Source organism: Kitasatospora sp. NPDC057936 (genome assembly GCF_042887525.1).
GTDB lineage: Bacteria > Actinomycetota > Actinomycetes > Streptomycetales > Streptomycetaceae > Kitasatospora.
The window spans coordinates 17,088-43,151 of record NZ_JBHVPD010000042.1; the positions used below are offsets into that span (position 1 = coordinate 17,088).

At 70.9% G+C, this 26,064-nt stretch carries 17 protein-coding genes; 9 read left to right on the forward strand and 8 right to left on the reverse strand.

The features are described from left to right. Positions 1-60 precede the first annotated feature (60 nt). Positions 61-1,983, reverse strand: a complete 1,923-nt coding sequence (locus ACFVU9_RS22115) for a DNA/RNA helicase domain-containing protein (protein WP_387595667.1) — start codon at positions 1,981-1,983, stop codon at positions 61-63. Between the two features lie 239 nt (positions 1,984-2,222). Between ACFVU9_RS22115 and ACFVU9_RS22120 the strand changes: the two genes are divergently transcribed. Both ACFVU9_RS22120 and ACFVU9_RS22125 read left to right on the forward strand, forming a co-directional pair. Then, complete coding sequence (locus tag ACFVU9_RS22120; protein WP_387595763.1) at positions 2,223-2,726, forward strand: DEAD/DEAH box helicase; 504 nt, start codon at positions 2,223-2,225, stop codon at positions 2,724-2,726. 268 nt (positions 2,727-2,994) lie between these two features. Continuing rightward, positions 2,995-4,002, forward strand: a complete 1,008-nt coding sequence (locus ACFVU9_RS22125; RefSeq protein ID WP_387595766.1) for a DNA cytosine methyltransferase — start codon at positions 2,995-2,997, stop codon at positions 4,000-4,002. A 97-nt stretch (positions 4,003-4,099) separates the two neighbouring features. Here ACFVU9_RS22125 and drmB read toward each other — a convergent pair whose 3' ends face one another. The 4 genes from drmB to ACFVU9_RS22145 are packed head-to-tail and all read right to left on the reverse strand — an operon-like array spanning position 4,100 to position 15,907. After that, positions 4,100-5,965: a DrmB family protein gene (gene drmB, locus ACFVU9_RS22130; protein ID WP_387595670.1), complete on the reverse strand. Its 1,866-nt coding sequence runs from the start codon at positions 5,963-5,965 to the stop codon at positions 4,100-4,102. Next, positions 5,962-9,231 (reverse strand): helicase-related protein, encoded by a 3,270-nt coding sequence (locus ACFVU9_RS22135; protein WP_387595673.1) that lies wholly within the window; start codon positions 9,229-9,231, stop codon positions 5,962-5,964. Before ACFVU9_RS22135 ends, drmB begins: the two co-directional genes overlap by 4 nt. Then, positions 9,228-11,144: a UvrD-helicase domain-containing protein gene (locus tag ACFVU9_RS22140; protein WP_387595676.1), complete on the reverse strand. Its 1,917-nt coding sequence runs from the start codon at positions 11,142-11,144 to the stop codon at positions 9,228-9,230. Before ACFVU9_RS22140 ends, ACFVU9_RS22135 begins: the two co-directional genes overlap by 4 nt. Continuing rightward, a complete protein-coding gene (locus tag ACFVU9_RS22145) occupies positions 11,141-15,907 on the reverse strand; it encodes a DEAD/DEAH box helicase (protein WP_387595679.1) in 4,767 nt (1,588 codons plus the stop codon). Before ACFVU9_RS22145 ends, ACFVU9_RS22140 begins: the two co-directional genes overlap by 4 nt. Before the next feature lie 608 nt (positions 15,908-16,515). On the opposite strand from ACFVU9_RS22145, the gene ACFVU9_RS22150 reads away from it, so the two are divergent. The 3 genes from ACFVU9_RS22150 to ACFVU9_RS22160 are packed head-to-tail and all read left to right on the forward strand — an operon-like array spanning position 16,516 to position 20,560. After that, on the forward strand, positions 16,516-18,660 hold the full coding sequence (locus ACFVU9_RS22150) for a helix-turn-helix domain-containing protein (RefSeq protein ID WP_380497646.1): 2,145 nt from the start codon (positions 16,516-16,518) through the stop codon (positions 18,658-18,660). Continuing rightward, positions 18,657-19,658, forward strand: coding sequence for a hypothetical protein (locus ACFVU9_RS22155; protein WP_387595683.1), 1,002 nt, complete (start codon positions 18,657-18,659; stop codon positions 19,656-19,658). Before ACFVU9_RS22150 ends, ACFVU9_RS22155 begins: the two co-directional genes overlap by 4 nt. After that, positions 19,655-20,560 (forward strand): DUF6339 family protein, encoded by a 906-nt coding sequence (locus ACFVU9_RS22160; protein WP_380497648.1) that lies wholly within the window; start codon positions 19,655-19,657, stop codon positions 20,558-20,560. Before ACFVU9_RS22155 ends, ACFVU9_RS22160 begins: the two co-directional genes overlap by 4 nt. Here the strand turns inward: ACFVU9_RS22160 and ACFVU9_RS22165 are convergent. Together ACFVU9_RS22165 and ACFVU9_RS22170 are read right to left on the reverse strand one after the other, a co-directional pair. Continuing rightward, complete coding sequence (locus tag ACFVU9_RS22165; protein WP_387595686.1) at positions 20,485-21,819, reverse strand: DNA cytosine methyltransferase; 1,335 nt, start codon at positions 21,817-21,819, stop codon at positions 20,485-20,487. The genes ACFVU9_RS22160 and ACFVU9_RS22165 overlap by 76 nt on opposite strands. A gap of 39 nt (positions 21,820-21,858) precedes the next feature. Further along, positions 21,859-22,308, reverse strand: coding sequence for a very short patch repair endonuclease (locus tag ACFVU9_RS22170; protein ID WP_387595689.1), 450 nt, complete (start codon positions 22,306-22,308; stop codon positions 21,859-21,861). 164 nt (positions 22,309-22,472) lie between these two features. Here ACFVU9_RS22170 and ACFVU9_RS22175 point away from each other — a divergent pair, with 164 nt between their 5' ends. From ACFVU9_RS22175 to ACFVU9_RS22190, 4 genes are all read left to right on the forward strand, one after another. Beyond that, positions 22,473-23,117 carry a dihydrofolate reductase family protein gene (locus tag ACFVU9_RS22175; RefSeq protein WP_387595691.1) on the forward strand — a complete coding sequence of 215 codons (645 nt, stop codon included), beginning with the start codon at positions 22,473-22,475 and terminating at the stop codon, positions 23,115-23,117. A gap of 117 nt (positions 23,118-23,234) precedes the next feature. Next, positions 23,235-23,786 (forward strand): NUDIX hydrolase, encoded by a 552-nt coding sequence (locus ACFVU9_RS22180; RefSeq protein WP_387595694.1) that lies wholly within the window; start codon positions 23,235-23,237, stop codon positions 23,784-23,786. A 99-nt stretch (positions 23,787-23,885) separates the two neighbouring features. Continuing rightward, positions 23,886-24,569 (forward strand): HAD family hydrolase, encoded by a 684-nt coding sequence (locus tag ACFVU9_RS22185; RefSeq protein ID WP_387595769.1) that lies wholly within the window; start codon positions 23,886-23,888, stop codon positions 24,567-24,569. Between the two features lie 333 nt (positions 24,570-24,902). Then, positions 24,903-25,787, forward strand: coding sequence for an LLM class flavin-dependent oxidoreductase (locus ACFVU9_RS22190; RefSeq protein WP_387595697.1), 885 nt, complete (start codon positions 24,903-24,905; stop codon positions 25,785-25,787). A gap of 89 nt (positions 25,788-25,876) precedes the next feature. On the opposite strand, the gene ACFVU9_RS22195 is transcribed toward ACFVU9_RS22190, so the two are convergent. Further along, positions 25,877-26,064: hypothetical protein (locus ACFVU9_RS22195; RefSeq protein WP_387595700.1), on the reverse strand; the 188-nt coding region annotated here is incomplete at its 5' end.

The window sequence follows — 26,064 nt, forward strand, 5'->3', positions numbered from 1 at the left end:
CGTCCGACTCCAGCCTGCACGGCTGTCCCCGACCGTGCAGACTGGTTCGTCGCGATTGCCTCACGTGTGATCAGTGAGTGGCAATCGGCCGCGGTCGTGCGCTGCTTCGATCCGGCCCGTCTGCTGCCCGGTGACCAGGTCCCGCAACTTGGCGCGGGTCTCCGGGTCCGTCGAGTACACGACTGTGCCGATCATTCCTCGCGTCAGCAGCACCTTGTAGGTGTTGCGGATCAGGCGGTCGATGTCGGCGTCGGTGGTGGACTTGCGGAAGACGGGGTCCTTCGACGCCGTCCGGTCGGTGATCCACCGGTCGGTCCGCCAGACGAGGTCCGGCCCGAGGATGACGCCGCTCCAGTCGTACTCGAAGCCCTGGGCCGTGTACACGCAGCCGACCTGGCCGAAGCCGGCCGGGTCGGTGGCCCAGAGTGCGGCGGGAGGGGCGCCGGCGATAGAGCGGTCGCCGTAGACGTTCCACGGCCGGGCCCAGTCACCGATGTGCACGTCGAGGGGGAGCGGCTCTCCGGGAGCGACCTTCGTGGTCCACTTCCAGCAGTATCCGGCCGACATGCGGGCGCCGTATCCCTCCGCACGCCGGGCGTCGAGGAAGGCCTCCAGCTCCTGGGGGCTGTCGGCCACCTCCAGGGCGACCTTGCCGTCGGGCTCCCAATCGACGGGGCCGCCGGGTTCGAGGTCCAGGAGGCGTACCACCCAGTGCAGGTAGGCGTCGCTGCCGCCGCAGCGGAACTGGCTGTCCAGTTCGACCACTTGGCAGTCCAGGCCCTTCACGGCGGCGGCGGCCCGGATCTGGGCCACGGTGCCCATCTCGCCCGGCCGGACGACCTGGTGCTCGTCCAGCAGGAACACGGGCACTCGGGCGGCGTCGATCAGCTCCTCGATCTGCGGCTTGCCGGTGCGCTGGGCGGCCCGGGTGTAGCGGTTCGCCGACGTCTCCCGGATCCGGTGGGCCTCGTCGCAGATCAGCACGTCCAGCCCGTTGCGCTCGGCGGTCATGAAGCTGTTGAAGTACTTGAACAGGTCTTGGACCGCACGCTTCCGTGCGCCGGCGACCCGACGCATCGTGGTGGTGAACGAGCTGGACCCGGTCGCGTGCAGAGCCGTGACGCCACGCCGGTACAGATCGCCGAGGAGGGACAGCGCGATGACGCTCTTCCCGGTGCCGGGGCCGCCCGTGATGACGACGACCTCCTTGTGGTCGGACTGCTGCGCCTGACGGACCGCGCGCAGTACCAGCTCGTAGGCGACCTTCTGCTCGTCCAGCAGGACGAACTGCTCGCGCTCGCGAACCTCTTCGGCGGCGACCGCCATCAGCTGCTTGGACGGGGCCACCTTGCCCGCGAGCAACTGATCTGCCGCCTCTGCGCCGGAGACCGGCTTCAGCTTCGAGCGGAGGTACTGCACGAACTCCCCGCGGCGCTCGGCGGTGAAGAGCCGGCCGCGCTCGTCCTGCGGCACCTCGTAGAGGCCCTGGACGCCGAACTCAGTCGCGTTGTGGAGGAAGGCCACGCCGGACAGCCGCTCGGGATGAGCGGCGAGCGCGCCGTTGAAGGAGATCAGGTAGTCGCAGTAGCCGCGGACCTGCTCGATCGGGTTCAGCACCGGCCGGGTGTACGCGTCGACCCGGCAGAGCAGCGGCTCGCCGTCCTCCGGAAGCGCGCTGCTCCACTGCTTGAGCTCGACCACCACGTACGACGGTGCGCCCGTGCCCGGGTGGACGCCGGCGAGTATGACGTCCGCGCGCTTGCTGTTGAGCGGAAGCGAGTACTCGAGGAGCACCTCCACCATGCCGAGCCCGGCGTCCAGCAGAGCATTGGTCAGGACCGGGATGCTCCGCTCCCACGAACGCACCTCGGACGGGCTGGGCTTGTGGCCGTGCTTGTGGACGAACTGGTCGATGAGGCGCACGAACAGTGATCCGGCCAGGCTCTCGGCGGCGACCGCGGACGCGGAGTCGCGGAACAGCAAGGAATGCTCCCAGGCAGCACGAAGTGACTCGTGCGGGTGGGGGCATGTCCCTGGAGGGAAGCCCGGCGGGCCGCGCTGATGACAGGGCCAAACCTACAACGGAGAGCCTGAGCTCGTACCCGAACACCTGAGCCTTCGCCAACGCGGGTTCAAATCCTGTCATCCCGCCTTGCTTTCGCAGGGCGTAGGCGGTTTCCGGCGGTTCTTCCTGTGTCCTGGACGAGCTCCAAGTGCGTGAGATGGAGCGCACTCACGCGATGGCGCTGCCGGCAGACGTCGTTCGGAGGCTGGCGCAGGACGTGGAGCGGACGCGCCGCATCGTGGACCGGATCGAACAGCTCCCGGCGAACTGGCCGGTCCTGGTCTTCGCCACCTCGGTCGAACACGCGCAGGTGCTGGCCGCGTTGCTCCAGGACCGGGGCATCACCGCCGCCTCGATCGACGGTCAAACTCCTCCGAGCACGCGCCGCAGGCGCATCGCGGCCTTCCGGGGCGGCGGTATCCGGGTCCTCACCAACTTCAAGGTGCTGACTCAGGGATTCGACGCTCCCGCGGTGCGTGCCGTGGTGGTCGCCCGTCCGACCTTTAGCCCGAACACCTATATCCAGATGATCGGTCGTGGTCTGCGAGGCGAGCTCAATGGCGGGAAGGCCTCCTGCCTGATCCTCAACGTTGCCGACAACATCGAGAACTTCGGTCGGGGGTTGGCCTACACTCGCATGGAGCACCTGTGGCAGGCGTGACAGCGACGATCACGAAGACAGGGGCACGGCGGCCACCGCACTGGTCGAGAACGAGAGCACCGCGCCCGAATCGCTGGACGACAAGCTCCGTGCCGTCACCGAGGAAGCTCGCTGCGCCCACGACTGTCCGAGAGCGAGCGGCCGGCATCCGTGGCCACCCTGCCCGACCACATGTCGTGCGCATCCGCACCATCGACGTGTGTGGGTGGGAGATGCGATCATCGGTGGCTCAGGGCGTCAGCCTTCGCCGAGTTCCCGACGAGTGCAGATGGTGATCATGGAAGAGTCCCGTCGCGAACGCCTGACCTCCCTCGCCGTGTGCGCCGGGGCGGGCGGGCTCGCGCTCGGTTTGGAGCAGGCCGGGTTCGATCCCGTGCTGCTGCTGGACAACCGTCCGGTGGCCTGCGAGACGTTGAGGCTGAACCGCCCGGAGTGGCACGTCCTGGAGGCCGATCTCCTCGACTTCGTTCCGGAGGAGCACCAGGAGGTCTACGACGTGGACCTCGTGGCGGCCGGTCTGCCCCGGGTGAAGGCCAGTGCGGCGGTGGGGCGCGAGGACAGCGACGCGGAACTCCGCCTGCTCGAAGCGACGGTCATGCTCCTGCACGGTGTGCAGCCGCGTGCCCTGCTCATCGAGAACGTCTCCGAGCTGGCCGTCAAGCCCGAGTACGAACCCATCCGCTCCCAGGTCGAGGTCGAGCTCCGACACCTCGGATACACGTACGACTGGTTCGTCGTCAACGCGAAGTGGCACGGCGTGCCCCAGGACCGCAAGCAGGGGATCCTGGTGGCATTGAAGGACGACGGCATGCATGACTTCGTGCCGCCGGCACCGAACGGTGAGCCGCCGTTGACGGTGGGGGAGGCGTTGGGCGACTCGATGGCGGCCCGCGGATGGCCGCATGCCGAGGCTTGGGCCGAGCAGGCCCGGGAGATCGCCCCGACCCTGGTCGGAGGTTCCTGGAACCGCGGTGGGCCGGATCTGGGCCCGACCGGATCGAAGCGCTCGTGGGCCCGCATGAGGGTGAACGGAGGGACCGTCGCCGACCGGGTCCCCGGACCCGAGGACGGCTGGGACCCTTCGCCGGACGGCACGGACATGGTGAAGCTGACGGTCGAACAGGCGGCCCGGCTTCAGGGCTTCCCCGACGACTGGGCCTTCGCCGGTGGGAAGACGGTCCGCTATCGGCAAGTGGGGCACGCGTCGCCGCCCCCGGTGGCCCGGGCTCTCGGGCTCGCAATCCGGGCGGCGTTGGGCCTGCCCGCACCTGCATAGCGGGACCGGCGGTGACCCGAGTCGCGGTGTGACGGTGACGCCCGCGGCGGGGCGGCACACAAGGGTGCCGTCCGCCGCGGGCGTCACTGCTCGGTGCTCAGTGGGTGAGCAGGTGTGAAAGGAAGCCGATCGACGGGTCCTCGGGGGTACCGACGATCAGGGCCCGGTCGAGCAGGCCGTTGTTGTGTTCGCAGCTGGTCTCCGGGAGCATCACGCAGGCGTGACAGGCGGCCAGGTTGGTGCCGCCCGCACCGGAGATCTCGGTCTCGACGCAGAGCGGGTCGGCGGAACACCATTCGGCGCGGTGGACGGCCGAGCGCACGGCCCGGGCGAGTCGCTCGATCTCCCCCTGGGCGACCAGTCCGCCGAGGCTCCCGGCCGAGTCGCTGGTGGCCGTGTAGATCAGGACGCCCGCCATCTCGTCGCCGGAGTAGATCCGCTCACGGAGGGAGGCAGCCGGGTACCCCGAGTCCAGGCTCCACTCGTTGATCATCACGTGCGCGAAGGTGTGCAGCAGGGCCATGCGGGGATCGGCGGGCGAGACCGGGGCCCGGGTCGGGTCGGAGGCCCGCTCGGTGAGGACCTGCTGATGGCGGTGCCGCATCCGGGCCACGCGGGCCGCGACGGCCGGGAGTTCGGCCCAGGCGTCGACCTTCTCCTCGTCGAAGCGGAGGAACACGCCCTCGCCGTGCACCTCCATGGCGGGAAGCCAGTCGGTGGGAGAGAGGGACAGCGGCGCCTCGTGGCCCTCGGAGGAGGTCTCGGGGTCGATGACCCGGGTGAAGGCCTTGAGCGCGCGGACCTCGCGGAGCTTCTTCACCAGCATCGGGGCGACGAGGCCCAGGCCGGTCAGGGGCTTCTCGTCGCCGACCGGCGGCTCGCAGACGAACTGCTCGGTATGGTGGCCGAACTCCTCGGGGTTGCCGGCGCACAGGCGTTGGTACTCGAGGTCGCGCAGGGCCCGGTAGCGCTGCTCCTGGTCGCGGTCGGGAGCGTCTTCGCCGGAGGGGTCCTCGGCCTCCATGGCAGCGACCAGGTCCAAGGCTTCCTGGGCGGTCACCGGAGAGGGCACCCCGTCGAAGATGTGCTTCAGGTGGATCTCCATCTCCACGAGGCTGGTGCAGCCGCGGAGCTTGTCCCAATGCTTGTCCAGGGCGTTCACCCTGGTGTCGCTCCACGGCGGGATGGACAGGGCCGAGCGGAGCACCGGCTGCCAGACGGAGGACGAACCGCGCTGGAGGGTGCGGGGTGTCAGGAGGCAGGAGTCCTTGGGTGCGTCCTTCAGCCACGGCCGTTCGCCCTTGCAGCCGATGTTCAGCTCCTTGAGGGCGCCGGCCCGGAAGGATCCCTCCATGGACACCTCGGGCACTCCGCAGGAACAGGAGAGCACCACCGAGCGAAGCGACGAGGTTCGGCCCGACGACCGGAGGCTCATCCGGCCGTCACAGGTGACGACCGTGCCTTCCCCGCGCAGCCGTCGGTGCAGCCAAGCCCGGTACGGGAAGTCGGAGATGTGCCCGTCCTCGCAGGCGACCACGAAGCGGGAGGGGACCAGTGGCTCGGCGCACTCGCCGCACTCGTTGCGTCCGGGAGGTGGGTTGAACTTGCCCACGTGGTCCAGGGCGTGACACTCGGGGCAATGGTGCCAGAGCGGGAAGCGGCGGACCCGGATGCCGTCCCGACTGTCGTCGGCGGAGGCGGGTGGAAGCCGGAAGTGTCGCACGTCCAACACCCGGGCGAGGCGGGGCTCGCGGATCACCGGTGCCTCGTCGTGGGGCCAGTGCTCCGCGGCACCGTCGATGCCCGCGACGATGAAGGACTCCTGGTCGACGGCGATGAGCGACCCCACGCCGTAGGTGGTGATGGCCTGGGCCCGGCGGACCGCACCGCGGCGGGGCAGATTGCGGGTCGGTGCGGTGGAGCCGTCGGTGCCGCGCCGGCGGCGGGACGGGGGCGGGGTCATCGGGATGCCTCCATGAACAGGGCGGACTCGGCGTCGACGTCGCGCAGGGACCACAGGGTCTCCCATGCCTCGACGTCCTCCAGGGCGTCGTTGTAGGGCTTGAGCAGCGAGGGGACGGAGCGCCCGCGCTTCGGTTCGTAGTACAGACCGCCGTGTGCCTCGGCCTCGTCGTACCACCAGTCCACGAACTCGTCGAAGGCCGCGGCGACGAGGGCGACCTCCTTGGCTGCGGTATCCGCCGGGGAGACCCTCGCGACCCGTTCGAGGATCAGCGGGCGGATCGTCTCCCGCAGCTCGTCCCGGAAGAGGTGGATCCTCCCCGCGTCCTCGTCCCTGCGGGCGGCGGGGATCGCGATGCGGGCCAGGGCGACGATCACCGCGTGCAGTCCGCGGGCGCGTGCGCGGGCCGAGAAGGGCGTCACCGAGGTGGACTCGACCTCGCGGTAGAGCGCGGAGTGGAAGTGCTGGAAGTTCTCGTAGTGCGAACGGTCCCGTGAGCGGCCGGCGTTGAGCATCACCGCGACCAGACCGGGGTGGGCACGGCCCACCCGGCTGGTGGCCTGGATGTATTCGGCGGTGGTCTGAGGCTGGCCCATGACGGCCATCAGGCCGAGCCGGTCCACGTCCACGCCGACGGCGATCATGTTCGTGGCGAGGAGGACGTCCACGACGTCCGCCGCGTCGTCCGCCAGCCGGCGCTCGATCTGCTTGAGACGGGCCGGGATCTCGCTGGCGTCGACCCGGCTGGTCAGCTCGGAGTGGTTGCCGACGGATCGCGGTGCGCACCCGTCGCGGTCGGCGAGGTGGTCCAGGTAGGCCACGACGTCGTCGTGCACCTGGAGTTCGGCAGCGGACAGCAGACGCAGGCTGTTGAAGTAGCCGACCAGCGTCCAGTACGCGTCCCGCACCTCTTCCGTGGTGTCGGCACGCATCGCCTGGTGGAGCAGGGTGGCGTAGGTCCGGATCAGCAGGGTGGACTGGCTGGTGCCCGGGGCGAGCAGCCCCACGTAGCGGCGGGACGCCTTCTCGCTCGCCGGCGTCTCCACGGCGAACCAGGAGTCGCGGGCGTCCAGACCGGCGGGCGGGAACTGCCGGACCTCGCGGGAGAACAGTGCCCTGCCCTGGTCGGCGGCCCGGCGGATGGTCGCGGTCGAGGCGATGACCTTGGGGCGGTCGGCGAGGACGTCGACGGCCGTCTCGTACAGGCCGGTCAGGGTGCCCAGCGGGCCGGAGATCAGGTGCAGTTCGTCCTGCACGATCAACTCCGGTGGAGGGGTGGCGTCCTGACGGTCCCGGTTGAAGAGGGCGGCGGTCTGCGCGCGCCAGGGCATCGAGGCGAACTTGTCGACGGTCGCGATCACCAGGGTGGGCCGGGCCGCGTACACCGCCTGGTCGACCAGGTGTACGGGCAGTCCGTCGGAGAAGTCGCAGTTCGCACCGGGGCAACGCACGTCCATCCGTTGGGCCTCGTCGTCCACCGAGTAGTGGTGGGCGTCGAGGGCGGTGCCGCACCACGGACAGGCGTGCAGTTGGACGGGGTTCTCCTTCTGGAGCACCCGGCCGGAGCGGGCGGTACCGAGCTGCCGGGCGGCGACGTCCAGGGTGTTCGGGGTGGCGGAACGCCCCACCCACATGCCGATGGAGATCTCCTCGTGGCCCAGCTCGCCGGGGTTCTCCCGACGCATCCGTTCCATTGCACAGATCAGGATGGCCGCGCGTTCGAACTGCTGCAGCGTCAGGAGGCGCAGGGTGTAGCGCATGAGGACGGTGACACCGCCACCCGCCGTGTCCAGGCGCATCCGGCGCAGGAAGGTGGTCAGCGCGATCAGGCCCAGGTACGCCTCGGTTTTGCCACCACCGGTGGGGAACCAGAGCAGGTCGGACACACCACGGTCGGGGTGCTTCGGATCGTCCACCCCGGCCAGGCAGAGCAGTACAAAGGCGATTTGGAAGGGTCGCCAGCGCGCCGAGGCCGGGTCCGGCTCGCCCGCTCGGCCGTTCTTGACCCAGGCGGCCCTGGCACGCTGGGTCGCCATCGCCCGGTTGGCCAGGCGGAACGCCCGCATCAGGTCGGGCTTGTCGTGCAGCAGGGCGATGCCCTCGCGGATCCGAGCCAGGGCCTCCTCGCACGCGTGGACCTGGTCGTCGGCGGCCTGCTCGTACGGGGTGCCGGCGAGGGCGGCGGCTTCGTCCCGCTTCCGGTCGATCCACCGTTCGTAGCCCAGGGCGAGCCCTTCCAGAGCGAAGGTCACCTCGGCGTCGTCGGCTTCGGCGAGTCCGAGCATGGTGAGAGCGCTCGCGTCGATCGTCGGGTTGGAGTCGGTGAGCAGCACTTCGTGGGTGGGCACGAACTCGGTGCGGACCTCGGCCACGCCCGCTCGCACCACGTCGGTGAGGCCGATCGGAGACGGGGTCCAGTCCCACACGGCCGCGCAGCCGTGGCCCGCGGCGAAGGTGGGGGCGTGGCGGTGCAGCAGTCGGCTCGTCTCCAGCTCGGAATCGACGGCGGACAGCGCGCCCGGGCGCTCCACGAAGGCGCTCGATCCGTTGCAGGCCCGGACCGTCAGCCCGGTCTGGAAGAGGGCGAAGGCGTCCTGCAGTTCGCGCTCGCCGACCTTCTGGATGTTCACCAGGGTGACCGTGACGGTGACCGTACCGGTCTCCGGCGAGGGCCGGCGGACGTTGACTTCCAGCCGGGCCGTGCCGTCGAGCAGGTCGCGGGAGGCACCGCGGCCCGGGTACGTCACGTCGACCGTGGTATCCGGCAGGTCCAGCTCGACCCGGCGCCAGTGCTCCCGCTGGTCGGCGGTGGTGCGGGCCTCGCTCCGGCGGGCCGAGACCTTGCGCCCTGCGGAGTCCTCCGGCTCGTATGCGGCGGCGCGGGCCGAGACCACGATCTCCCGGCATGCGTCGAGGTCGACCGCGAAGGTCAGGCCGACGGAGGACGGACGGCGGTCGCCGGCGTTGGGGCGTTCGGCGGCCGCCCCGGATTCGTCGGGGCTGTCCGCCCTGCTCACGGGTTCCTCGTCGAGGCCGTCCTGCTCGGCGGCGTCCTCCAGGAGGCGACGGCCGGCCGCGGAGTCCGCAGGGCGGGGGAAGAGCACGCCGATCGGATAGCGGGTGATCGGAGCGTCCTGGTCGAGGACCTCGGCGCGGTCCTCGACGGAGGCGTCGGTGTCGGGGCCGAGCAGCTCTCGGCGGAGCCGGGCCACCAGGTCCTCGCGGACCTCGTAGTGCCCGGCGTGCCGTCCTGCGTGGATGGTCATTCCTGCTCCTCCTCGGTTCCGGCGGCGTGCCGGAACCGTCCGATTCCACTGATGCGGGGGGCGATCCACACCCCTTGGTTGCCCAGGCCCGCGTTGGTTCCGGCCGCCCGGCTGCCCGCGACCGATTCCAGGCAGTCGATCCGCAGTCCGGAGACCTCCACGGGCCAGCAGATTTCCCAGTTCGTGCCGACCTTCAGGACGGAGTGCAAATGGCTCCTGAAGGCTTCGGAGGCGTCGCCGATCTCCCGATCTCCGTGCAGCAAGGCGTACCGGGGGCTCTGCTCGGGGCCGGTGGGGAGGTCGTCGCGCAACCGGAAGGTCACCGCGTCGCCCGGACGCACCCGCTCCAGCAGGTAGGCCTGGGCCGCGGGGGCATCGACCGGGGCGTCGGCAGGTTCCAGCGTGTCCACGTCGCCGGCCCGCACCTCGACCCCGTCGCGGCGCCACCGGTGGCTCGGGTTCGGGACTCCCCGGTACCACCGTCCGGTCGGCTTGTGCCGGAGTACCGTCGCCGTGTCGGGCGCGGCGAGCCGGTACAGGTCCTCCCGAGCACGGGTCATCGCCACGTAGAGCGCGCGCGCCTCGGCCGGGACGTCGAGCTCGGGGGTCCGGCGCCGTAGTTCGGTCATGGCCGGCGGGTTGAGCAGGACCACCCGGTCGAACTCCAGGCCCTTGGAGCGGTGCACCGTGGACACCACCAGGCGCGCCGGTTCCGGATCCGCCAGCTCGTCCGGGAACCGGCGCTCCACCACCAGACGGCGCAGCCGCGCCACGTCGAGCGTGCCGCGACCGGCGCCGCGTGCCGCCACCCGCAGGGAGCGCCACACGCGGTCGACGTCGGTGCCTTCGGGCAACGGGATCGCCGTGAGCAGTGCGCGCAGCTGCTGCTCGTCGAGAGTGACGGCCCGGGTGCGACGGAGCACTTCGGCGACCCAGTGCGGCACCGGTCGGTCCTGGAGCGAACGTCGCAGGGCGTGCGGGACCGCTTGGGTGTGCAGGAGTTCCGAGAGCACCAGCGCCTGTCGGTTGTCCCGGCACAGGATCGCGCAGGTGCCCGGGAACGACCGGAGCGAGTCCAAGGTGAAGGAGTTGGTGAGCGGACCCAGGTCGGGGAGGTCGAGGAGGAGTTCGCGCAGCTCCCCGTGGAGGCGCTCGGCGGACGCGTCCGCGCCCTCGGCGGCACTGCCGATGCCCTGGACGGCGGGGCCGAGCGGGAGCGCGGTGCGGGCCTCGGGGGTGACCGACCGGAAGTTCCGGGTCAGACGGAGCTCGACCAGGTCGTCCGCGTAGGAGACCCGCACCCAGCGCAGGAAGAGGTCGGCACGATCGGCGTACTCCTCCGGGTCCTCGATCTGGAAGTCGTAGATCGCCTGGGCGGGGTCGCCGACCAGGGTGAACCCTGAGGAATCCTGGAGCCGGTCGAGCAGCGACTCCACCATCTCCCGGCGAGTACCCACCAGGTCCTGCACCTCGTCGACGACGATGTGCGCGGGAGGGCCGGCCTCCAGGGCTTCGAGCGCACCCTTCTCGATCGCCTCGGTGGCGGCCCGGATGCGTTCGGCGAAGGAGAGCACCGACCACTCCCCGTCCGGGTACGCCTGCAGCAGCAGGGAGTACGCCCAGGAATCGAAGGTCTGGACCCGTACCCGTCGAGCGTGTTCTCCGTGCCGTGCGATCCGGTCCCGCAGCTCGCGGACCGCGGCGCGGGAGAAGCTGAGGACCAGCAGCTCGGAGGCCTCCAGCGCCTCGTCCGGGTCGGTGCGGCCGATGAGCGCGTCCATGCGACGCACCAGCGTGTGGGTCTTGCCCGTGCCCGCGCCGGCGGTGACCAGGAGCCGGGCGTCCCACGGCTGGTCGACGACGGCCTGCTGTTCGGCGGTGAGGGCGGGGCCGTCCGCAGGGGAGAGGGTCATCGGGCGCTCCACAGGTGCTCGAACCGGGTGAACGCGAGGGCGCTGTCGAAGTTCCGGATGTTGTCGCGGACGTTGAGGATGAGGCAGGTGTCCTTGCCGCCGTTGCGGGGCCCGCGCAGACCGCGTCCGATCATCTGCTGGTACACGTTCGGGCTGTAGACGGGGCGGGCGACGACCACCGCGCGGGTGGCCGGCGCGTCGAACCCCTGGGTGAGGACGCCGTAGTTGGTGAGCACCCGCACCCGGCCGTCTCGGAACTCCCGGATCCGGGCCCGGCGGTCGGCGTCGGAGGTGGTCGCGTCCACCGAGGTCGCGGAGATCGTCTGGTCCATCAGCATGGCCGCCAGGAGCTTGGCGTGTTCCACGGAGGTGGCGAACACCAGGACGGGCCAGTTCTCGTCCATCGCCGCGACCTCCTCGACGATGCGGCGGCTGCGGTCGTGGTCCTCCGCCAGTCGCTGTTCGGCGGCCTTGGACAGCAGGCTGAACTGCTCGGCGCTCTCACGCTCCTGGCGGGACAGTTCGATGATGCCGCCGGTCAACTCCCGGTGCTCGACGCGTGCCAGCACGCCGATCTCCTGGAGGTGACCGTAGGCATCGTCGGAGGGGAAGACTCCCTCGTCCAGCCGGCGCGCGCCGAACCTGTTGACCAACCGGCGGGTCTCCTCCTCGTTGTGGCCCCGGAACGGTGTGGCGGTGAGACCGAGCAGGTGCCGATCGGTCCGGTGCTGGGTCAGACCGAGCAGGCTCAGGATCTCGGTGTAGCTCGGGCTGGTCGCCACGTGAGCCTCGTCCACCACCACCAGGGCGGCCTCGCGCAACCAGGCGTAGCGGTCGGTCTCGAGGCACACCCGCAGTTTGGCGTCGGTGGCCACCACGAGCTGCGGACCGTCCGTGATCGGGGCGGCCTCGTTCGAGGTCCACAGCCGGTTGATCGTCAGCCGATCCTGCGCGCCGGCCTTGCTCCAGACGAACTGCCAGCTCTGCACGGCCTGCTCGCACAGTTCCTCGGTCTGGGCGATCCACAGGATCGGGCCCTTGAGCGTGCCCGTCTGCTTGACCCAGCGGATGACGGCCTCGGCGGTGACGCGGGTCTTTCCGGCGCCGGTGGGCAGCGAGAGCATGGCCCGCTGCGGGGCGAGTCGGTCCAGCATCTCGAAGATGTTGAGCGCGAGCCGTTCCTGGTAGTCGTGCAGGCGTGGGAAGTCCCGGGGGCCCTCCACGGTCAGGCTCTGTTCCAGGACGGGGGCTCGGTGGCCTGCGAACGGCGCGGGCAGACCGAGTTCGGCGACGAAGGAGACCGCCGCCGGCCCTCCGCTGTAGGAGGACGGGGCGCTGGGGAAGCGCTCCTGGATGTCGCGCGTGTGGGTCTTCAACACGGTGTCGCCGTGCGCGTTGAACGCCATCTGTGCGATCCGCCGACCGGTGGGCTCCTGCCCGTCCGGGTCCTGGCGTTCGGCATCCATGAGGCCGGCGGGGAGCCGGTCTCGCAGGGCCTCCGCGCCGATCAGCAGTTCCAGCTTGGTCGTTACGTCCGTGGCCTCGCGGATCGCCTTGAGCGCGGACCGCACCTTCTCGTCCTGCTCCTGACGGGCTTGGGCCTCCAGGAGGGACCGGCAGCCGGCCTCTCCCATCCGCAGACCCAATTCGCGATCCACCGCCCGGAGCGTGCCCAGGCGGTCCAGGGAGTCCAGGACCTTGATCACGTTGTTCTGGCGGGCGCTCTCCAGGGATTTCGCCCGTGCGCCGTGCGGAGTGCGGACGACCTCCTCCAGCGTGGAGCAGCGCAGCAGGGAGTACGTGCCGACGGAAGTGCCCATCTTCTGTCGCAGCGTCGGGAACTCCTCGACCAGCGGAACCGGTTCCACGCTCGACTCGTGCCGGGTCTCCCGACTCACGACGTCGTCGTGGCGCAGCATGCCCCAGTGCTCGACCATGAGGTCGGCGGACTCCTGGTTCGGCATCAGCAGCGCAGGCACCCGTTCGGTCTGCAAGGAGCGGTACTCCTCCGGGTTCGCGGCCACGGCGATCTCGCTGTCCACCCGGGTGTCCCAGGCGTCGCCGACCCGGCACCGGGTCAGCGAGTCCTCGGGGAAGGGGATCTCCAGCCGGGTCAGCAGGGCGTAGGTGGATCCGACGAACGTGTCGTCCTCACTCTCCTGAAGCTTCTCCAGGAGCTGCTCCCACTGCTTCGGACGGACCTTCTCGACGCTGTCGGCGAGCCCCAGCTTCCGGGCCTTCTCCCCGCTGATCGACGCGACCGGAAGCACGTCGCGATAGGCGCCGAGCTGTGGCCCCACGGCCTCCTTGAGAGGCTTGAGGCCCTGCGAGGTCTCGACGAGTCCGTGTCGGGAGAGCATCCAACGGATGGGGGACGACACCGATCGGCGGGAGTCGACCTGAGCCCCGATCTGCCGGGTCCAGTGCTCGACCAGCGCGTCCTCGGGCAGCTCCCGGAGGAAGGCCGCGCGTGCGGGCTCCGAGAGACGGGGCAGCAGGTGGAGCGGCCCGCCGACGGGCGAGCCCTCGATCCTGATCCTGGCCAGGGTCGGTCGACTCGCCCGGTCGTCCAGCGTGCGGCAGTACGCCGCGTGCACGGCCGTCCGGTACTCCTCGAACCAGGGCTCCTCCTCGGGCCTGTGCTTGCCGGTCGGGCGGTCCCGCAGGCCCAACTCGCGGAAGAATCCCGCGTCGTCGGAGTGGAAGCGCATGTCCACCGCGATCGCGGGGTCGCTCTCCGCGGCGACGACGACACCGGGGAGCATGCACTCGCGCATGGCGTGGAAATGGCCGTCAGCCGTTCGCACCATCAGCGTCTCCAGCGGCGACTCCACCCGCTTGGTCACCTCGTGGCCCACGACGGAGGCGCCCGCACGGTGGAAGAGCTCCCAGAACCGGTTCCACTCCTGCGGGCCGTACGAGCCGAAGCCCTGGTCGAGGACGCTTACGAAACGCCCCCGGACGTCGGCCTCCTGGATGCCGAGAGCGGTGAGGGCGGAGTGCAGCGACAGGTCGTCGGACAGAGCGCGATCCACGTAGACCAGCGACTCCCGCAGGCCGTCCTCCTCGGTCCGGCGGTACACCTCGCGTCCCCGCGGGGCGACCAGGCCGTTCTCCTCGGTGAGTACGATCCTGGCCGTGCGGGCCTCGGCGGCGCAGCCGGCGTTCGAAGCGATCATGTCGGCGACGATCCGGATCGCGGCCGCCGAAGCCTCCGCGGTGCCGTCGGAGACCAGCGCCTCCAGCCACTCGACGATCGAGGCCCGCTGCCGACGGGCCGCGGCGAGGATGTGCTGGACCTTGCCCGTCCGCAGGTCGGTGGCCTCGGCCGAGGGGTGCACCCAGTTGCGCGGGCGCCCCGGGTACGCGTGCCAGGCCCGCAGCCAGCGGTTGACCGCAGTGCTGTCCTTGCCCAGATCCGGGTGGATGTTCAGGCCGGCCGGAACGCGCAGGACACCGTCCTGGTCGGGCAGCGACGGGCGCACCGCGGTGGTGGCCCAGATCTGCTCGGTGAGCAGCCGGTCGGCCCAACTGATCGTCTCCACGCCCTTGGAACGGCCCGGCAACAGCGGGAGGTACGCCCCGGGGTCCTCCGCCGGCGCGAGTTCGGGCAGGGAATCGACCACCAGACCGGCGGCGGTCCGGATCATCTCGATGTTGAACGGCGAGGAGTCCAGCAGGTTCTGCCTGTCCTCGTTGGTCTTCCACGCCCCGTTCAGGATGCCGCTGAGAGTCATCTCGTACTTGGTCGGGAAGAACGACCAGAACCGGCCGCGCCCCCGCGCGTCGGCGGCGCCGAGCAGTCCGGTCCGCTCGTCCGGGCTGTACGCCGGGACCGCCCAGGCCAGGTCGACGGTCAGTCGGTCGTGCAGCTCGCCGGCGTCGCGCCGGGCGACCTCGGTGGGCTCGTGGGTGCGGGTGAAGACCCGCCACTGCGACGTTGCCGGCGGCTTGCCGACCCGCTCCTCGTGGATCGTGTGCAGGCTGCCGGCCCGCTCGGAGCGCAGCGCCCGGCGTGCGATCGGACGGGGCCGGCGGTCCTCCAGGCCGACCTGCCCCACGTGCGGGGAGAAGAGGTGGAAGCCGGAGGGGAACTCCTCGCGGGTGTCGTGACCGGCCACGCCCTGGTGCCCGTGCATGTCCTTGCCCAGCCGGTCGGCGGCGCCGGGGAGCAGCGGCAGGCGGACCACCGTGGTGGCCCACTCCAGCAGTTCGTCCAATACCTGGTCGCGGAGGCGCTCGGCGACCATGTCCAGCTCGCGGGCCATGCGCAGTACGGGCGCCTCGAAGTCCTCGCCGAGCCGCTCGCGCACACCGGGAACGTTGCGGATCAACTCGTAGGACCAGGCCCGGTCGAAGCCGAAGCTCCCTTCGAGGCAGAAGAATTCGGGTGCGTCCGTCACCACCAGGACGGACTTCACCCCCACGCCGAACCTGCCGATCTGCCCGCCGCGCTTGCGGGACATGCTCATGCGCAGGATGGTCTCCGCGCCCTCGGGGGTCACCGGGTTGCCCTGGTTGGCGCAGTACAGATGGGTTTCGGTGAGGACGACGTGGATCCGGCCGCCGGGCTCGTCACGCAGCTCGTCGGCCGCGTTCTGGACGAGCTCGAAGAGCTGGCGGTCGCCGTACCCGCCCTGGGTGATGCGGCGTTCGCCGTTGGCGTGTTCGGGGATCAGGCCCGCGTCGATGCCGTACGTCTCCAGGACGCGGAGGGACTGTTCGACGACGGTGCGGATCACGGGGGACTGCAGGTCGGCCACGGATGGTTCCACTTCGGGTGCGGAGGGAGAGGTCGGGCGGCGCTGTACGTCGGACGTTCCGTCAACGGTCCTGGTGCACGGTGAACATGGCGGTGCGGCAGATGAACTGAATGGCACGCGGGGAATTCTGCGGGGACACCGGGGTTACCTGCGCTTTCGCTTTCGTGGACCATGCGACGAAGTGGTGCGAGGTGGGGCAGGAGGGAAAGCGGACCGCGCGAGAATCCACGGAATCCAGGAAGCGATTCCGGAGGCGGCCGTAATGAATTCCCCCCAGGAAAACAACGAAGCCGGGCCCATTCGAGGGCCACTTCCACGACGTTCGCCGTGGAAGTGGCGACAAGTCTGCCACGGGCTCCGTCGGCGCGCAAGAGGCCTGATGGGGGGCCTGTGGGCCCAGGTTCGCCGGGCCTATTCGAGGCTTTTTTGGGGGAATTCGGGCAAATGGGATCGGGTCCCGGGTCGGAATTTTCGATTGCGTTCGGGGTTTGTTTGCGCCGGACATGGCACCCGTCAAAGGCTGATTGACAATGGGGTGTCGCTGTCAACAGTGGTGCGGTAGCGTGGCTCCCACCTCGTGAAACAAGCCATGCGGAAGCAGGTGGGACGTGAAGGCGGCTGAGGACTTCGGCCCCTGGCTGGCGCGCCAGCTCAAGAACGCAGGGAAGAGCCAGACGGAGCTCGCGGAGGACTTGGGCGTGACCCGGGCTGCGGTCTCGGCCTGGATCGTGGGCCGTTCGGTGCCCCGCGACGACACCATCCGGCTGATCGCCGAGGTGCTCAACACCGACCTGGAGACCATCCACACGCGCAGTGCCGACGCTCAACTGGGGCTTCCCGTCTCCTGGTACCACCGGCCGGCGCACGCCGACGGCGGCCGCGAGTACGGCAACGCCGCCGCGTTCGCGTTCGAGGCCGACGTCGAGGTCCTCGCCCGCGAGGCCACGCAGAACAGTCTCGACGCGCGCCTTGACCCGGCGGAGCCGGTTCGGGTGCGCTACACGCTGCACCACCTCTCCGGCGAGGCCGTTGCCCGGTTCCGTGAGGCCATCGATTGGGAGAACCTCCTTCCGCACTACGACGCGCTGACCGTCGACAACGGCAAGCAGGGCAAGGTCGCGCGCACGATCGCCGGTGGACTGCGTGACATGTACCAGAGCCACCGCCTGGTGCTGCTCCGGATCGACGACTACAACGCCACCGGCCTGACCGGTGGCGACTACGACGACGGGATCTTCGCTGCCGTCGTCCGGCGTCAACTCGACAGCCAGAAGCGGGACCTCGGGGCGGGCGGTTCCTACGGCCTGGGCAAGGCCACCCTGTGGGCGACCAGCCGGCTCGGCCTCGTGCTGATGAACTCCACGCTCTCGGAACCTCACGAGGGTCGAACCGAACGTCGGCTGATCGGCCGGCTCGATCTGCCCTGGCGTGAGGTCGACGGCCGGGAGTTCGCGGGGCCGGCCTGGTTCGGGCGCCCCGACTCGACCACCAAGTCCGCGGACGTGGCCCGCTCCTGGTGGGCGGACGAGGATACCGTCGAGAAGCTCTACCTCACCCGCGAGAGCGCGGCGCCCGGCACCTCCTTCCTCATCGTCGGTGCTCACGACGTCGCCAGCCGAGTGCCCGCCAAGGGCACCGAAGACGAGGTGGAAGCCGAGGAGAACGAGCACGACGCCGTCCTCCGCATGCACGCCCGGCTCGTCGACGCGCTCGGCCGCAACTTCTGGGCCGCCATGACCGGCGGTGGCGACCACAAGCCGCACCTGGAAGCGTCCGTCCGTACCTACATCGACGGCTCCCTCGTGCGTGACGAGGACGTGGATCCGGTCGTCACCCAGCCCTCCCGTACCCGTGCCCTGCGTGCCTTCCTGGAGGGGACCACCGTCGACCGCCTCACGGGCCCCGGGCAGGTCGCCCGAACCGCCGTCACGCTCAACGTGCCTCTGCACGGAGGCCAGGTGCGCGGTGGAGTGACGCACGAGGCGGTGGTCCTGGTCACCGCCGCCGAAGACGCCGATGGCGGTTCCAACCGGCTGGTCTCCATGCGGGGCAACCGCATGACCGTCAAGGACAGTCCGGTCACCAACCTCCCGATCGGCACCGACCCCTTCCAGGCCATCCTCCTCACCGGTCGTGCGGCGGGCCCGGACGCCCCCGGCGCCGAGGCGGCCGAGGAGTTCCTCCGTGCTTCCGAACCGCCCGAGCACGACAAGTGGGGGCAGACGGAGGAACTGCGCCTCGCCTACTCGCCCTCCGCCTACCGGCGCATCGCCGCCCTGACCACGGCGGCGAACACCGCGGTGCGCGACCTGGTCGCCGTGCCGCGGGCGAAGCGCCGAAACGGGGGAGAGGCCAAGATCGCCGGCCGGCTCAAGGTGGGCGGCGGCGCGAAGAAGCCGCGCCCTGCAGCGGCCGCGGTCCTGCCCGAACTGGACAACGTGGACGCGTTGATCGACGAGACGGGAGCCTGGTCGGTCACCGTGGACCTCAGGGTCCCGTCCGGCGCGGACACGGACCGTCCGGTCACACCGGTCGCAAAGTTCGACGTGCGTTCCGGCCCTCGTCCGGCCGCGCCCTGGAGGGACCTCGTCGCCATCAGCGGGTGCGAGGTCGTCGACGGGGCCCTGCAGCTGTCGCCGGGCAGCCGCAAGGCTGTCTTCCGCGGTGTCACCGACGTGTCGCGCCACCCGGTCCGGGCCCAACTCACCGGGCTGGTCGTCGAACTCCGCATCGGAAAGGGGGAGCAGGCGTGAAGGTCTACCCTTACCGGCGGCTGACCGGCAACGTGTCCTGGCGCGTCGAGAGCGCCCAGACCAAGGCCGAGGGCGAGCCGTGGGAGGACGTGGAGAGCAAGTACCTCTCCACCGTCGAGCGCGTCGTCGCACTCGGGCCGGACGAGGACCGCCCCGACTGGACGCAGGCCCGGTTGCGGCTCTCCGTAGGCCTCCCGGTCAGGGCGCTCGATCCCTCGGGGCCGTGGCAGGACGTCAAGGTCGTCGCGGTCCTGACCGAGCGGGCCACCAACACCCGGACGAGCGTGGAGTTCTCCCCGGTCTCCGACGACGGCCGGGACCGGACCGCCGAGCTGTACCTCTACCGGCGCGACCTCCTCGACCGGGCATCGCTCGTCGTCCACGTCGTGGCCACCGTCGACGGCGTGCCCGGCCGGGTGATCGCCACCTCCGACGCGGAGTGGTTCGTCGACGTCATCGAGGTCGTGCCGCTGCTCGCCCGTGAACTCGAAGTCAAGATGGTGAACTTCGGCGCAGGGGCGAGTCGACTCCAGCGCTACAAGGATTCTCCCTGGCTGGTCGACACCACCGGCCGGATCCCGGCCGTGCGCGTCAACATCGACTTCGACGGCCTCGGCGACCTGATCGGCGCCGACGGCGGCACGGGCCCGGAGAAGACCGTCCGGGAACTCCTCCTCGCGCAGATGTGCTCCGAGGTCTGGACGGCCGTCTTCCACTCGGCCGTCGGAGACCTCGAGGTGGAGGACGACGGTACCCCGGTGTTCCCGCACGGCTGGCAGGGCGAGGTGCTGCTCGAGATGCTTCCCGACATGTACCCCGACCGCCGGCCCGAGGAGGCGCTTCGGGAGGTTCACGCGGCGCGCATCGGTTCCTCCGCCGCAGGGTGGGGGGAACTCCAGTCCCGGATCCACTTCGCCGCCTCCCGGCGGGCCAACGTCCCCCGGACGCTTTCCACCACCATCCGCGATCTGGAACGCCTCACGCAGGGGGACGCATGACCGACCGGCCCAGCCACTTCCCGGAGCGCCTCGCCCTGCTGCCGAACGCCGAGGTGGGCGACTTCCTCACCGAGGGCCTGCTCACCGGCCGCGAGGACGTGCCGAGCATCGCGCTCAACCAGGTCACCGAACCGCTCCCGCACGCCGACCGGCGCGGCGAGCTGCGGCCCGTCCGCGACCTGGCCGAGGACGCCATGGCCTACTGCCGGAACGGCGGGCTCAAGACCACCCAGGCCGACGCCTGGCTCGCCCCCCGCCTCCACTCGGTGCTCCGCCTCAGTCGCCGCGAGGCGGCCGATCCCGGTTTCTGGAACTACCTCGCGCTCGGGGTCGCCCCGGACTACGTGGTCTGGCGGCACCTCTCGGAACCCAAGGACGGCAAGGTCGCCAAGGTGGCAGCCGAACGCTTCCGGGGCTCGTACCACAAGCAGGCCTTCGCCCGGCTCTGGTGGGCGGCGGAGCTCTTCCGTGACGGCTCGGACTACGGTCCCGTGGTCACGGCCTGCGGCAACCAGGACATCCTCAACACCGCGCTCCGGATGTCCCTCGTCAACCACCGACCCACCGCCCAGGCGATCGTCCGGCTGGTCGAGAAGGGTTCGGTCGCCACCGGCCGCGAGGCCAACGCCCTGGCCGGCGCCGTCAACGCCGCCGCGGCGACGCTGATGTACGACGTGATCGCCCCCGACCACCCGGAGCGGGACCCCCGTCCGCTGCTCGACTGGATCGACGAGGCCGAGACCGCGCGCCAGGTGTCCAGGAACGTGCTCCCGACCGGTCCCGACGAGGAACGCGCGCCGGAGCTCTCGGTCACCGTCCTGGCGGACTACTTCGCCGATCTCCTGGCGGACGCGCCGGTCCGCGGGCGGGACGAATCGGAGGAGGAAGAAGGAGCGGACTGACCCTCGGGCTCCGGACAGTCGGGTCCGCAACCGTCCGGAGCCTTGCAACCGTCGGTACGCAGCTGCGCGTATTCGGCCGATTTCGGGTCGAGTCGGCCCCAGCTCCCGCGGAGCTTCTCCTCCGGCGGGAGGGGCAGGGAGAGCGCTGCCGCGAGCACGTGCATGCCGAACAGCGGAGGCACGGCGTTGCCCACCTGCTGCGATCGGTCGCCGCCGTCCCAGGGGTAGTCGGGGGGGAACGTCTGGAGGATGCCGGCCTCGGGGATGGTCAGGCGGTCCGGGTCCAGTGCCGGGCCGTCCGGGTGTCGACGGACGGCGTTGCGGGAGACCTTGCCCGTGACGGTGAACGACGGCTGCCGGTACGTGCGGATGCCGCGCTTCTTGGGATCGCCTCCGCTGCCGTAGTTCGACACGATCTCGAAGGGGCCCTTACGGCTCGTCAGGACCCTCTCCATCGAGACCCACGGTTCGAGCAGCACGGTGGTCCCGTCCACCGGCAGCGCGGTCTGCTTCTCCTCCGGGCCGCCCTGCTCCGGCTTGTGCGGATTGAAGGTGTGGTGGGTGGGGGCGGGGAGCGGGGGAGCGGGGTGCTTGTCGAGCCGCGCGATCAGGATCGTCCGGCGGCGGGTCTGGGGGACGCCGTACGCCTCGGTGTGCAGGGTCTTCACCTCGGCCACCTTGTACCGGACCCTCGTGCCGTCCTCCCGGGGCAGACCCGTCTCCAAGGCCTCCTTGTAGACCTGCCACAGCGCCTTGACCGCGGGAACCTGCTCCAGGACGATCACGTCGAACGGTCGCTTGTCGCGGTTCTCGCAGTCGAGGGCCTTGATCGCGTACCGGAGCGGTTCCAGGACGAGGGCGGTCCTGCCGTCGCCGCCCAGCTTCTTCAGCTCCTCGTCGATCTCCTTCTCGCCGACGCCGGCCACCAACTCGTGGATGAGCTTCTCGACCTTGTCCAGCGCCTTGCGCCCGGCGCCGTTGCCGGCGACCGAGTACGTCTGGCAGGGCGGACCGCCGGCCAGGACGTTCAGGCCGGGAGGCAGCTCGTGGAAGCGGTTGCGACGGACCTCGCTGACGTCCGCGTGCCACGTCTTGAGCCCGGCCGCGTACCGCGTGTCACAGGCGTCCTTGTCCCACTCGATCCCGAGCGACGGCACGTCCAGCATGTGCGCAGCCACGTCCAGACCGCCTGGACCGGCGAAGAGGTCCAGAATGTACGGAACCTCGAGATGGAAGGCGGCGGCGTCCGAGCTGGTCATGTGGCGAGAGTCTAGCCGGCGACGGCTGCCACGACCTACTCAGTCCGTGTTCGTGCTACGCGCAGCCCTGCGCTGCGGTCGCCGTTCCCGGACCACGGCGGCGATCCGTTCGGCGGCCTCGGCGGCCTTCTCGTGCTCCCAGACCCGGACCGCCAACCAGCCGGCCTCGGCGAGGCGGGCATCCGTGTCGCGGTCCCGCGCGCGGTTCTTCTCGATCTTCTCCCGCCAGAACTCGGCGTTGTTCTTCGGCCACGTCGCGTGCTCGGGGCAGGCGTGCCAGAAACAGCCGTCGACGAAGACCGCGACGCGCGAAGGACCGAAGACGATGTCCGCCTCTCGGCGCACCCCCGTGAGTGGCCTGCGGTGTTTCCGGAAGCGCAGTCCGGCGGCGTGCAGGGTGCTGCGGAGCACCACCTCGATCTTCGTGTCGTGGCTGCGTTGTTTGCTCATCCGATCGCGGGTCTCGGGCGTGGTCTCCAGGGAGTGCATGGTCCCATTCTGGCGCGGAGCACCGACAGGATCGCGGGCGGCCGCGGTGGGCGGTACGACGCGCGGCCGGGGGCTGCCGGGATCCGGTGCCGGGCGCGGTTACGCTCGGCAGCGGTGAGTGCGGTGAGCCGCCGCACCCCGGATCGATGGCAGGAGGCCACGTCGTGTCCCGCGTGCGAGTCCACAACTTCTCGATCTCCCTCGACGGCTACGGCACCGGGGAGGGCCAGAGCCTCGACCAGCCGTTCGGCCACGCCGGGACGCGGCTCCACCAGTGGTTCTTCGGGACCCGGACGTTCCGCGAGATGCAAGGGGCCGAGGGCGGCAGCACGGGCGTCGACGACGCCGTGGCGCGCGCGTGGGGTGAGGGCATCGGGGCGGAGATCATGGGACGCCGCAAGTTCGGCCCCCAGCAGGGGCCTTGGGAGGACCACGACTGGACCGGCTGGTGGGGCGCCAACCCGCCGTTCCACACCCCGGTGTTCGTCCTCACCCACCACCCGCGCCCGTCCGTCGAGATGGACGGCGGCACCATCTTCCACTTCGTCGACGGCACCCCGCACGAGGTGCTCCACCGGGCGCGCGAGGCCGCGGGCGGCCTGGACGTGCGGATCGGCGGCGGCCCGAGCACCGTCCGCGCCTTCCTCGCCGCGGACCTGGTCGACCACCTCCACGTCGTGGTCGTCCCCATCGTCCTCGGCCGCGGCGAGCGCCTGTGGGACGGCCTGGAGGGCCTGGAGGAGCGCTTCCAGGTGGAGTCGGTCACGACCCCGAGCGGCGTCACGCACGTGACGTTCACGCGGCCGTAGGGGCGACGGCCGGCCCGGATTCAATGCGGCCGGGGGAGCGCGCGTGCCCGGTACGGTGGGGGGCTGACGTGGTCAACGGGCTTGCGGGGCAAGGGGCGTGTGGAGGGTGTCGGCGTGGTGAGTGGGACGGGGCCCGCGGAACTCCTCGGGGAGTACCGGGCGCGGGGAGCGGTCGAGGCGGCGGACGTCGAGCGGGCGCGCAGGCTCCTCGGGAGCGGCGTGGACGCGTGGGACCGCGGGACGCCGCTGCACTTCACGGCGTCCGCGCTGATCGTGCACCCGGAGAGCGGGCGGGTGCTGCTGCGGTGGCACGTGCGGCAGCAGGCGTGGCTGCACGTCGGCGGGCACGGCGATCCCGGGGAGACCGAGGCCCTGGCGGTCGCGCTGCGGGAGGGGCTGGAGGAGACCGGGCTGACGGACCTCGCCCCCTGGCCCGACGCGGCGCTCGTGCACGTCGCCGTGGTGCCGGTGCCCGCCTCGATCCGCGAGCCGGCGCACGAGCACGCGGACCTGCGCTTCCTGCTGGCCACCGCGACGCCCGAGGCCGTACGGCCGGAGAACCCGCAGTCGCCGCTGGAGTGGCTCACGGTGGCGCAGGCCCGGGAGCGGACCACGGAGGCGAACTTCCGGGAGACGATCGACCGCGCCGGGCGGCTGCTGGGGGCCTGAGCGCGGTGCCGGGCGGCCGGGAAAATCGGGTGGCGGGCGGAAGCGGAACGGGTAGCGTCGGGCGTCCTGCCGTACACGTGAGGTGGATCAGTGGAGCAGATGCTCAAGGGCCAGACGCTCGTCTTCGACGCCGACGACACACTGTGGGAGAACAACGTTCTCTTCGAGCGCGTCATCGACGGCTTCATCGACTGGGTGGCCGCTCCCGGGGACGAGGCGCGGACGAGGGCCCTGCTCGACGGTATCGAGGCGCGGAACGTGGCGGCGCACGGCTACGGCTCCGAGGTGTTCCGGCTGAGCCTGCGCGAGTGCCTCCAGGAGGTCCGCGGCCGGGTGGCGACGGATGAGGACGACGCCCGGATCACCGAGCTGCTACGGCCGTTGACGGACCGTCGGGTCGAGCTGATCGAAGGCGTGGCCGAGACGCTCGCCGCCCTCGCCCCGCGCCACGAGCTGCTGCTGCTCACCAAGGGAGCGGTGGAGGAACAGCAGTGGAAGGTGGACGCCTCCGGCGTCGCCCACCACTTCCGGAGCGTCCACATCGTGCCGGAGAAGGACGAGGACACCTACCGGCGGCTCACCGCCGAGCTCGGCCTGGACGCCGGCCGCACCTGGATGATCGGTAACTCGCCCAAGTCGGACATCCTGCCCGCCGTCCGTGCCGGGCTGAAGGCCGTCTTCATCCCGCACGAGCACACCTGGGTCATGGAGCACGAAGAGCTGCGACCCGAGGACGCGACGCTGCGACTGGCGCGCTTCGGCGAGCTGCTGCGGCACTTCTGACGTGAGGTGAAGACATCGGGGACGGCCGCCCTCCCACACCAGGGGGGCCGTCCCCTTTCGCATGCCCGCGGAGCGCCCGGTAGTGGGGTGGGGGCGGTCGGATAGGGGTTCATCGCTGTGTCGGGGCGGTCGGCTCCCCGGATCCGCTGCTGCGCGTGACGGCGCGGAACGGATACGAGGAGACGGGTAGTTGAGGACAGCGACGGAGGAGTGGAGGCACCGCTTCCACCCGGCCGACGGCGCTGCGGCCAGGGGCGCCGCCCCGCGAGGGCCGACCGCCGACCGGGGCCTGTCGCCGCCGGCGCGCGGAACCGACGGGTTACAGTCGGCCGCATGCGCCTCAGCACCGTGATCCTCCCCGTCCACCGGTGGGGCGAGGGACGGAAGCTCTGGCGGCGGGCCGAAGAGCTCGGCTTCCACGCCGCCTACACCTACGACCACCTGTCGTGGCAGTCGTTCCGCGACGAACCCTGGTTCGGCGCGCTGCCCACCCTGACGGCGGCGGCCACCGCGACCGAACGCATCCGCCTCGGGACCCTCGTCACCAACCCCAACTTTCGCCACCCGGTCACCCTGGCCAAGGAGTTGATCACGCTCGACGACGTCTCGGGCGGACGGCTCACGGTCGGCATCGGCGCCGGCGGGACGGGCTTCGACGCGCAGGTGCTCGGGCACGAGGAGTGGTCCCCGAAGGAACGGGCCGACCGCTTCGGCGAGTTCGTGCCCCTCCTGGACGCGCTGCTGCGCCGGGACGCGACCACGCGGGACGGCCGCTACTACGCGGCCGTCGAGGCCCGGAACATCCCCGGCTGCGTCCAGCGCCCGCGCGTGCCCTTCTGCGTGGCCGCGACCGGCCCGCGCGGGCTGAGGCTCGCCGCCCGGTACGGCCAGGGCTGGGTCACCTGCGGGGACCCGGCCGACCCGGACGTCCCGGCGGAGCGGGCCCCGGGCGTCGTCGCCGCACAGCTCGCGAAGCTCACCGCCGCGTGCGAGGCCGAGGGGCGGGACGCGGCCTCGCTCGACCGGCTGCTCCTCCAGGGCTTCACCGGCGAGCGGCCGCTCGACTCACTCGACGCCTTCGTCCAATGGGCCGGAATCTACCGGGAGTTGGGGATCACCGAGCTGGTCGTGCACTGGCCGATCCCGGACTCGCGCTTCGCTGCCGACCTCGCTGTGTTCGAGCGCATCGCCACCGAGGGCCTGGCCCAGCTGGGGTGAGCGCTTTCGGGGGCGGCCGACGGCGGAAGCCACCTGGGGTGGCCAGGTGGCTTCCGGGGGGTGGGGCTGCGGGGCTGAGAGCTGGGGGCTCAGGCGAAGTAGGTGCTGGTGGGGTTGGTGAAGCCTTGGCCGATGATGATGGAGTTGCCGAAGGGGGCGGTGGTGAAGCCGTTGTCGTTGTGCCAGGCGCGGAGTGTGCCGTCGGGGTCGTTCTGGGGGTTGTTTGCGGGCTGGTCGTAGATGAGGTCGGTGCGTCCGTCGCCGTCGAGGTCGGCGA

Coding starts and splice junctions, on each gene's coding strand:
- ACFVU9_RS22185 (WP_387595769.1), top strand. CDS start 23,886: ATGCTCAAGGGCCAGACGCTCGTCTTCGACGCCGACGACACACTGTGG.
- ACFVU9_RS22190 (WP_387595697.1), top strand. CDS start 24,903: ATGCGCCTCAGCACCGTGATCCTCCCCGTCCACCGGTGGGGCGAGGGA.
- ACFVU9_RS22165 (WP_387595686.1), bottom strand. CDS start 21,819: ATGACCAGCTCGGACGCCGCCGCCTTCCATCTCGAGGTTCCGTACATT.
- ACFVU9_RS22125 (WP_387595766.1), top strand. CDS start 2,995: ATGGTGATCATGGAAGAGTCCCGTCGCGAACGCCTGACCTCCCTCGCC.
- ACFVU9_RS22135 (WP_387595673.1), bottom strand. CDS start 9,231: ATGACCATCCACGCAGGACGGCACGCCGGGCACTACGAGGTCCGCGAG.
- ACFVU9_RS22140 (WP_387595676.1), bottom strand. CDS start 11,144: ATGACCCTCTCCCCTGCGGACGGCCCCGCCCTCACCGCCGAACAGCAG.
- ACFVU9_RS22160 (WP_380497648.1), top strand. CDS start 19,655: ATGACCGACCGGCCCAGCCACTTCCCGGAGCGCCTCGCCCTGCTGCCG.
- ACFVU9_RS22120 (WP_387595763.1), top strand. CDS start 2,223: ATGGAGCGCACTCACGCGATGGCGCTGCCGGCAGACGTCGTTCGGAGG.
- ACFVU9_RS22170 (WP_387595689.1), bottom strand. CDS start 22,308: ATGCACTCCCTGGAGACCACGCCCGAGACCCGCGATCGGATGAGCAAA.
- drmB (WP_387595670.1), bottom strand. CDS start 5,965: ATGACCCCGCCCCCGTCCCGCCGCCGGCGCGGCACCGACGGCTCCACC.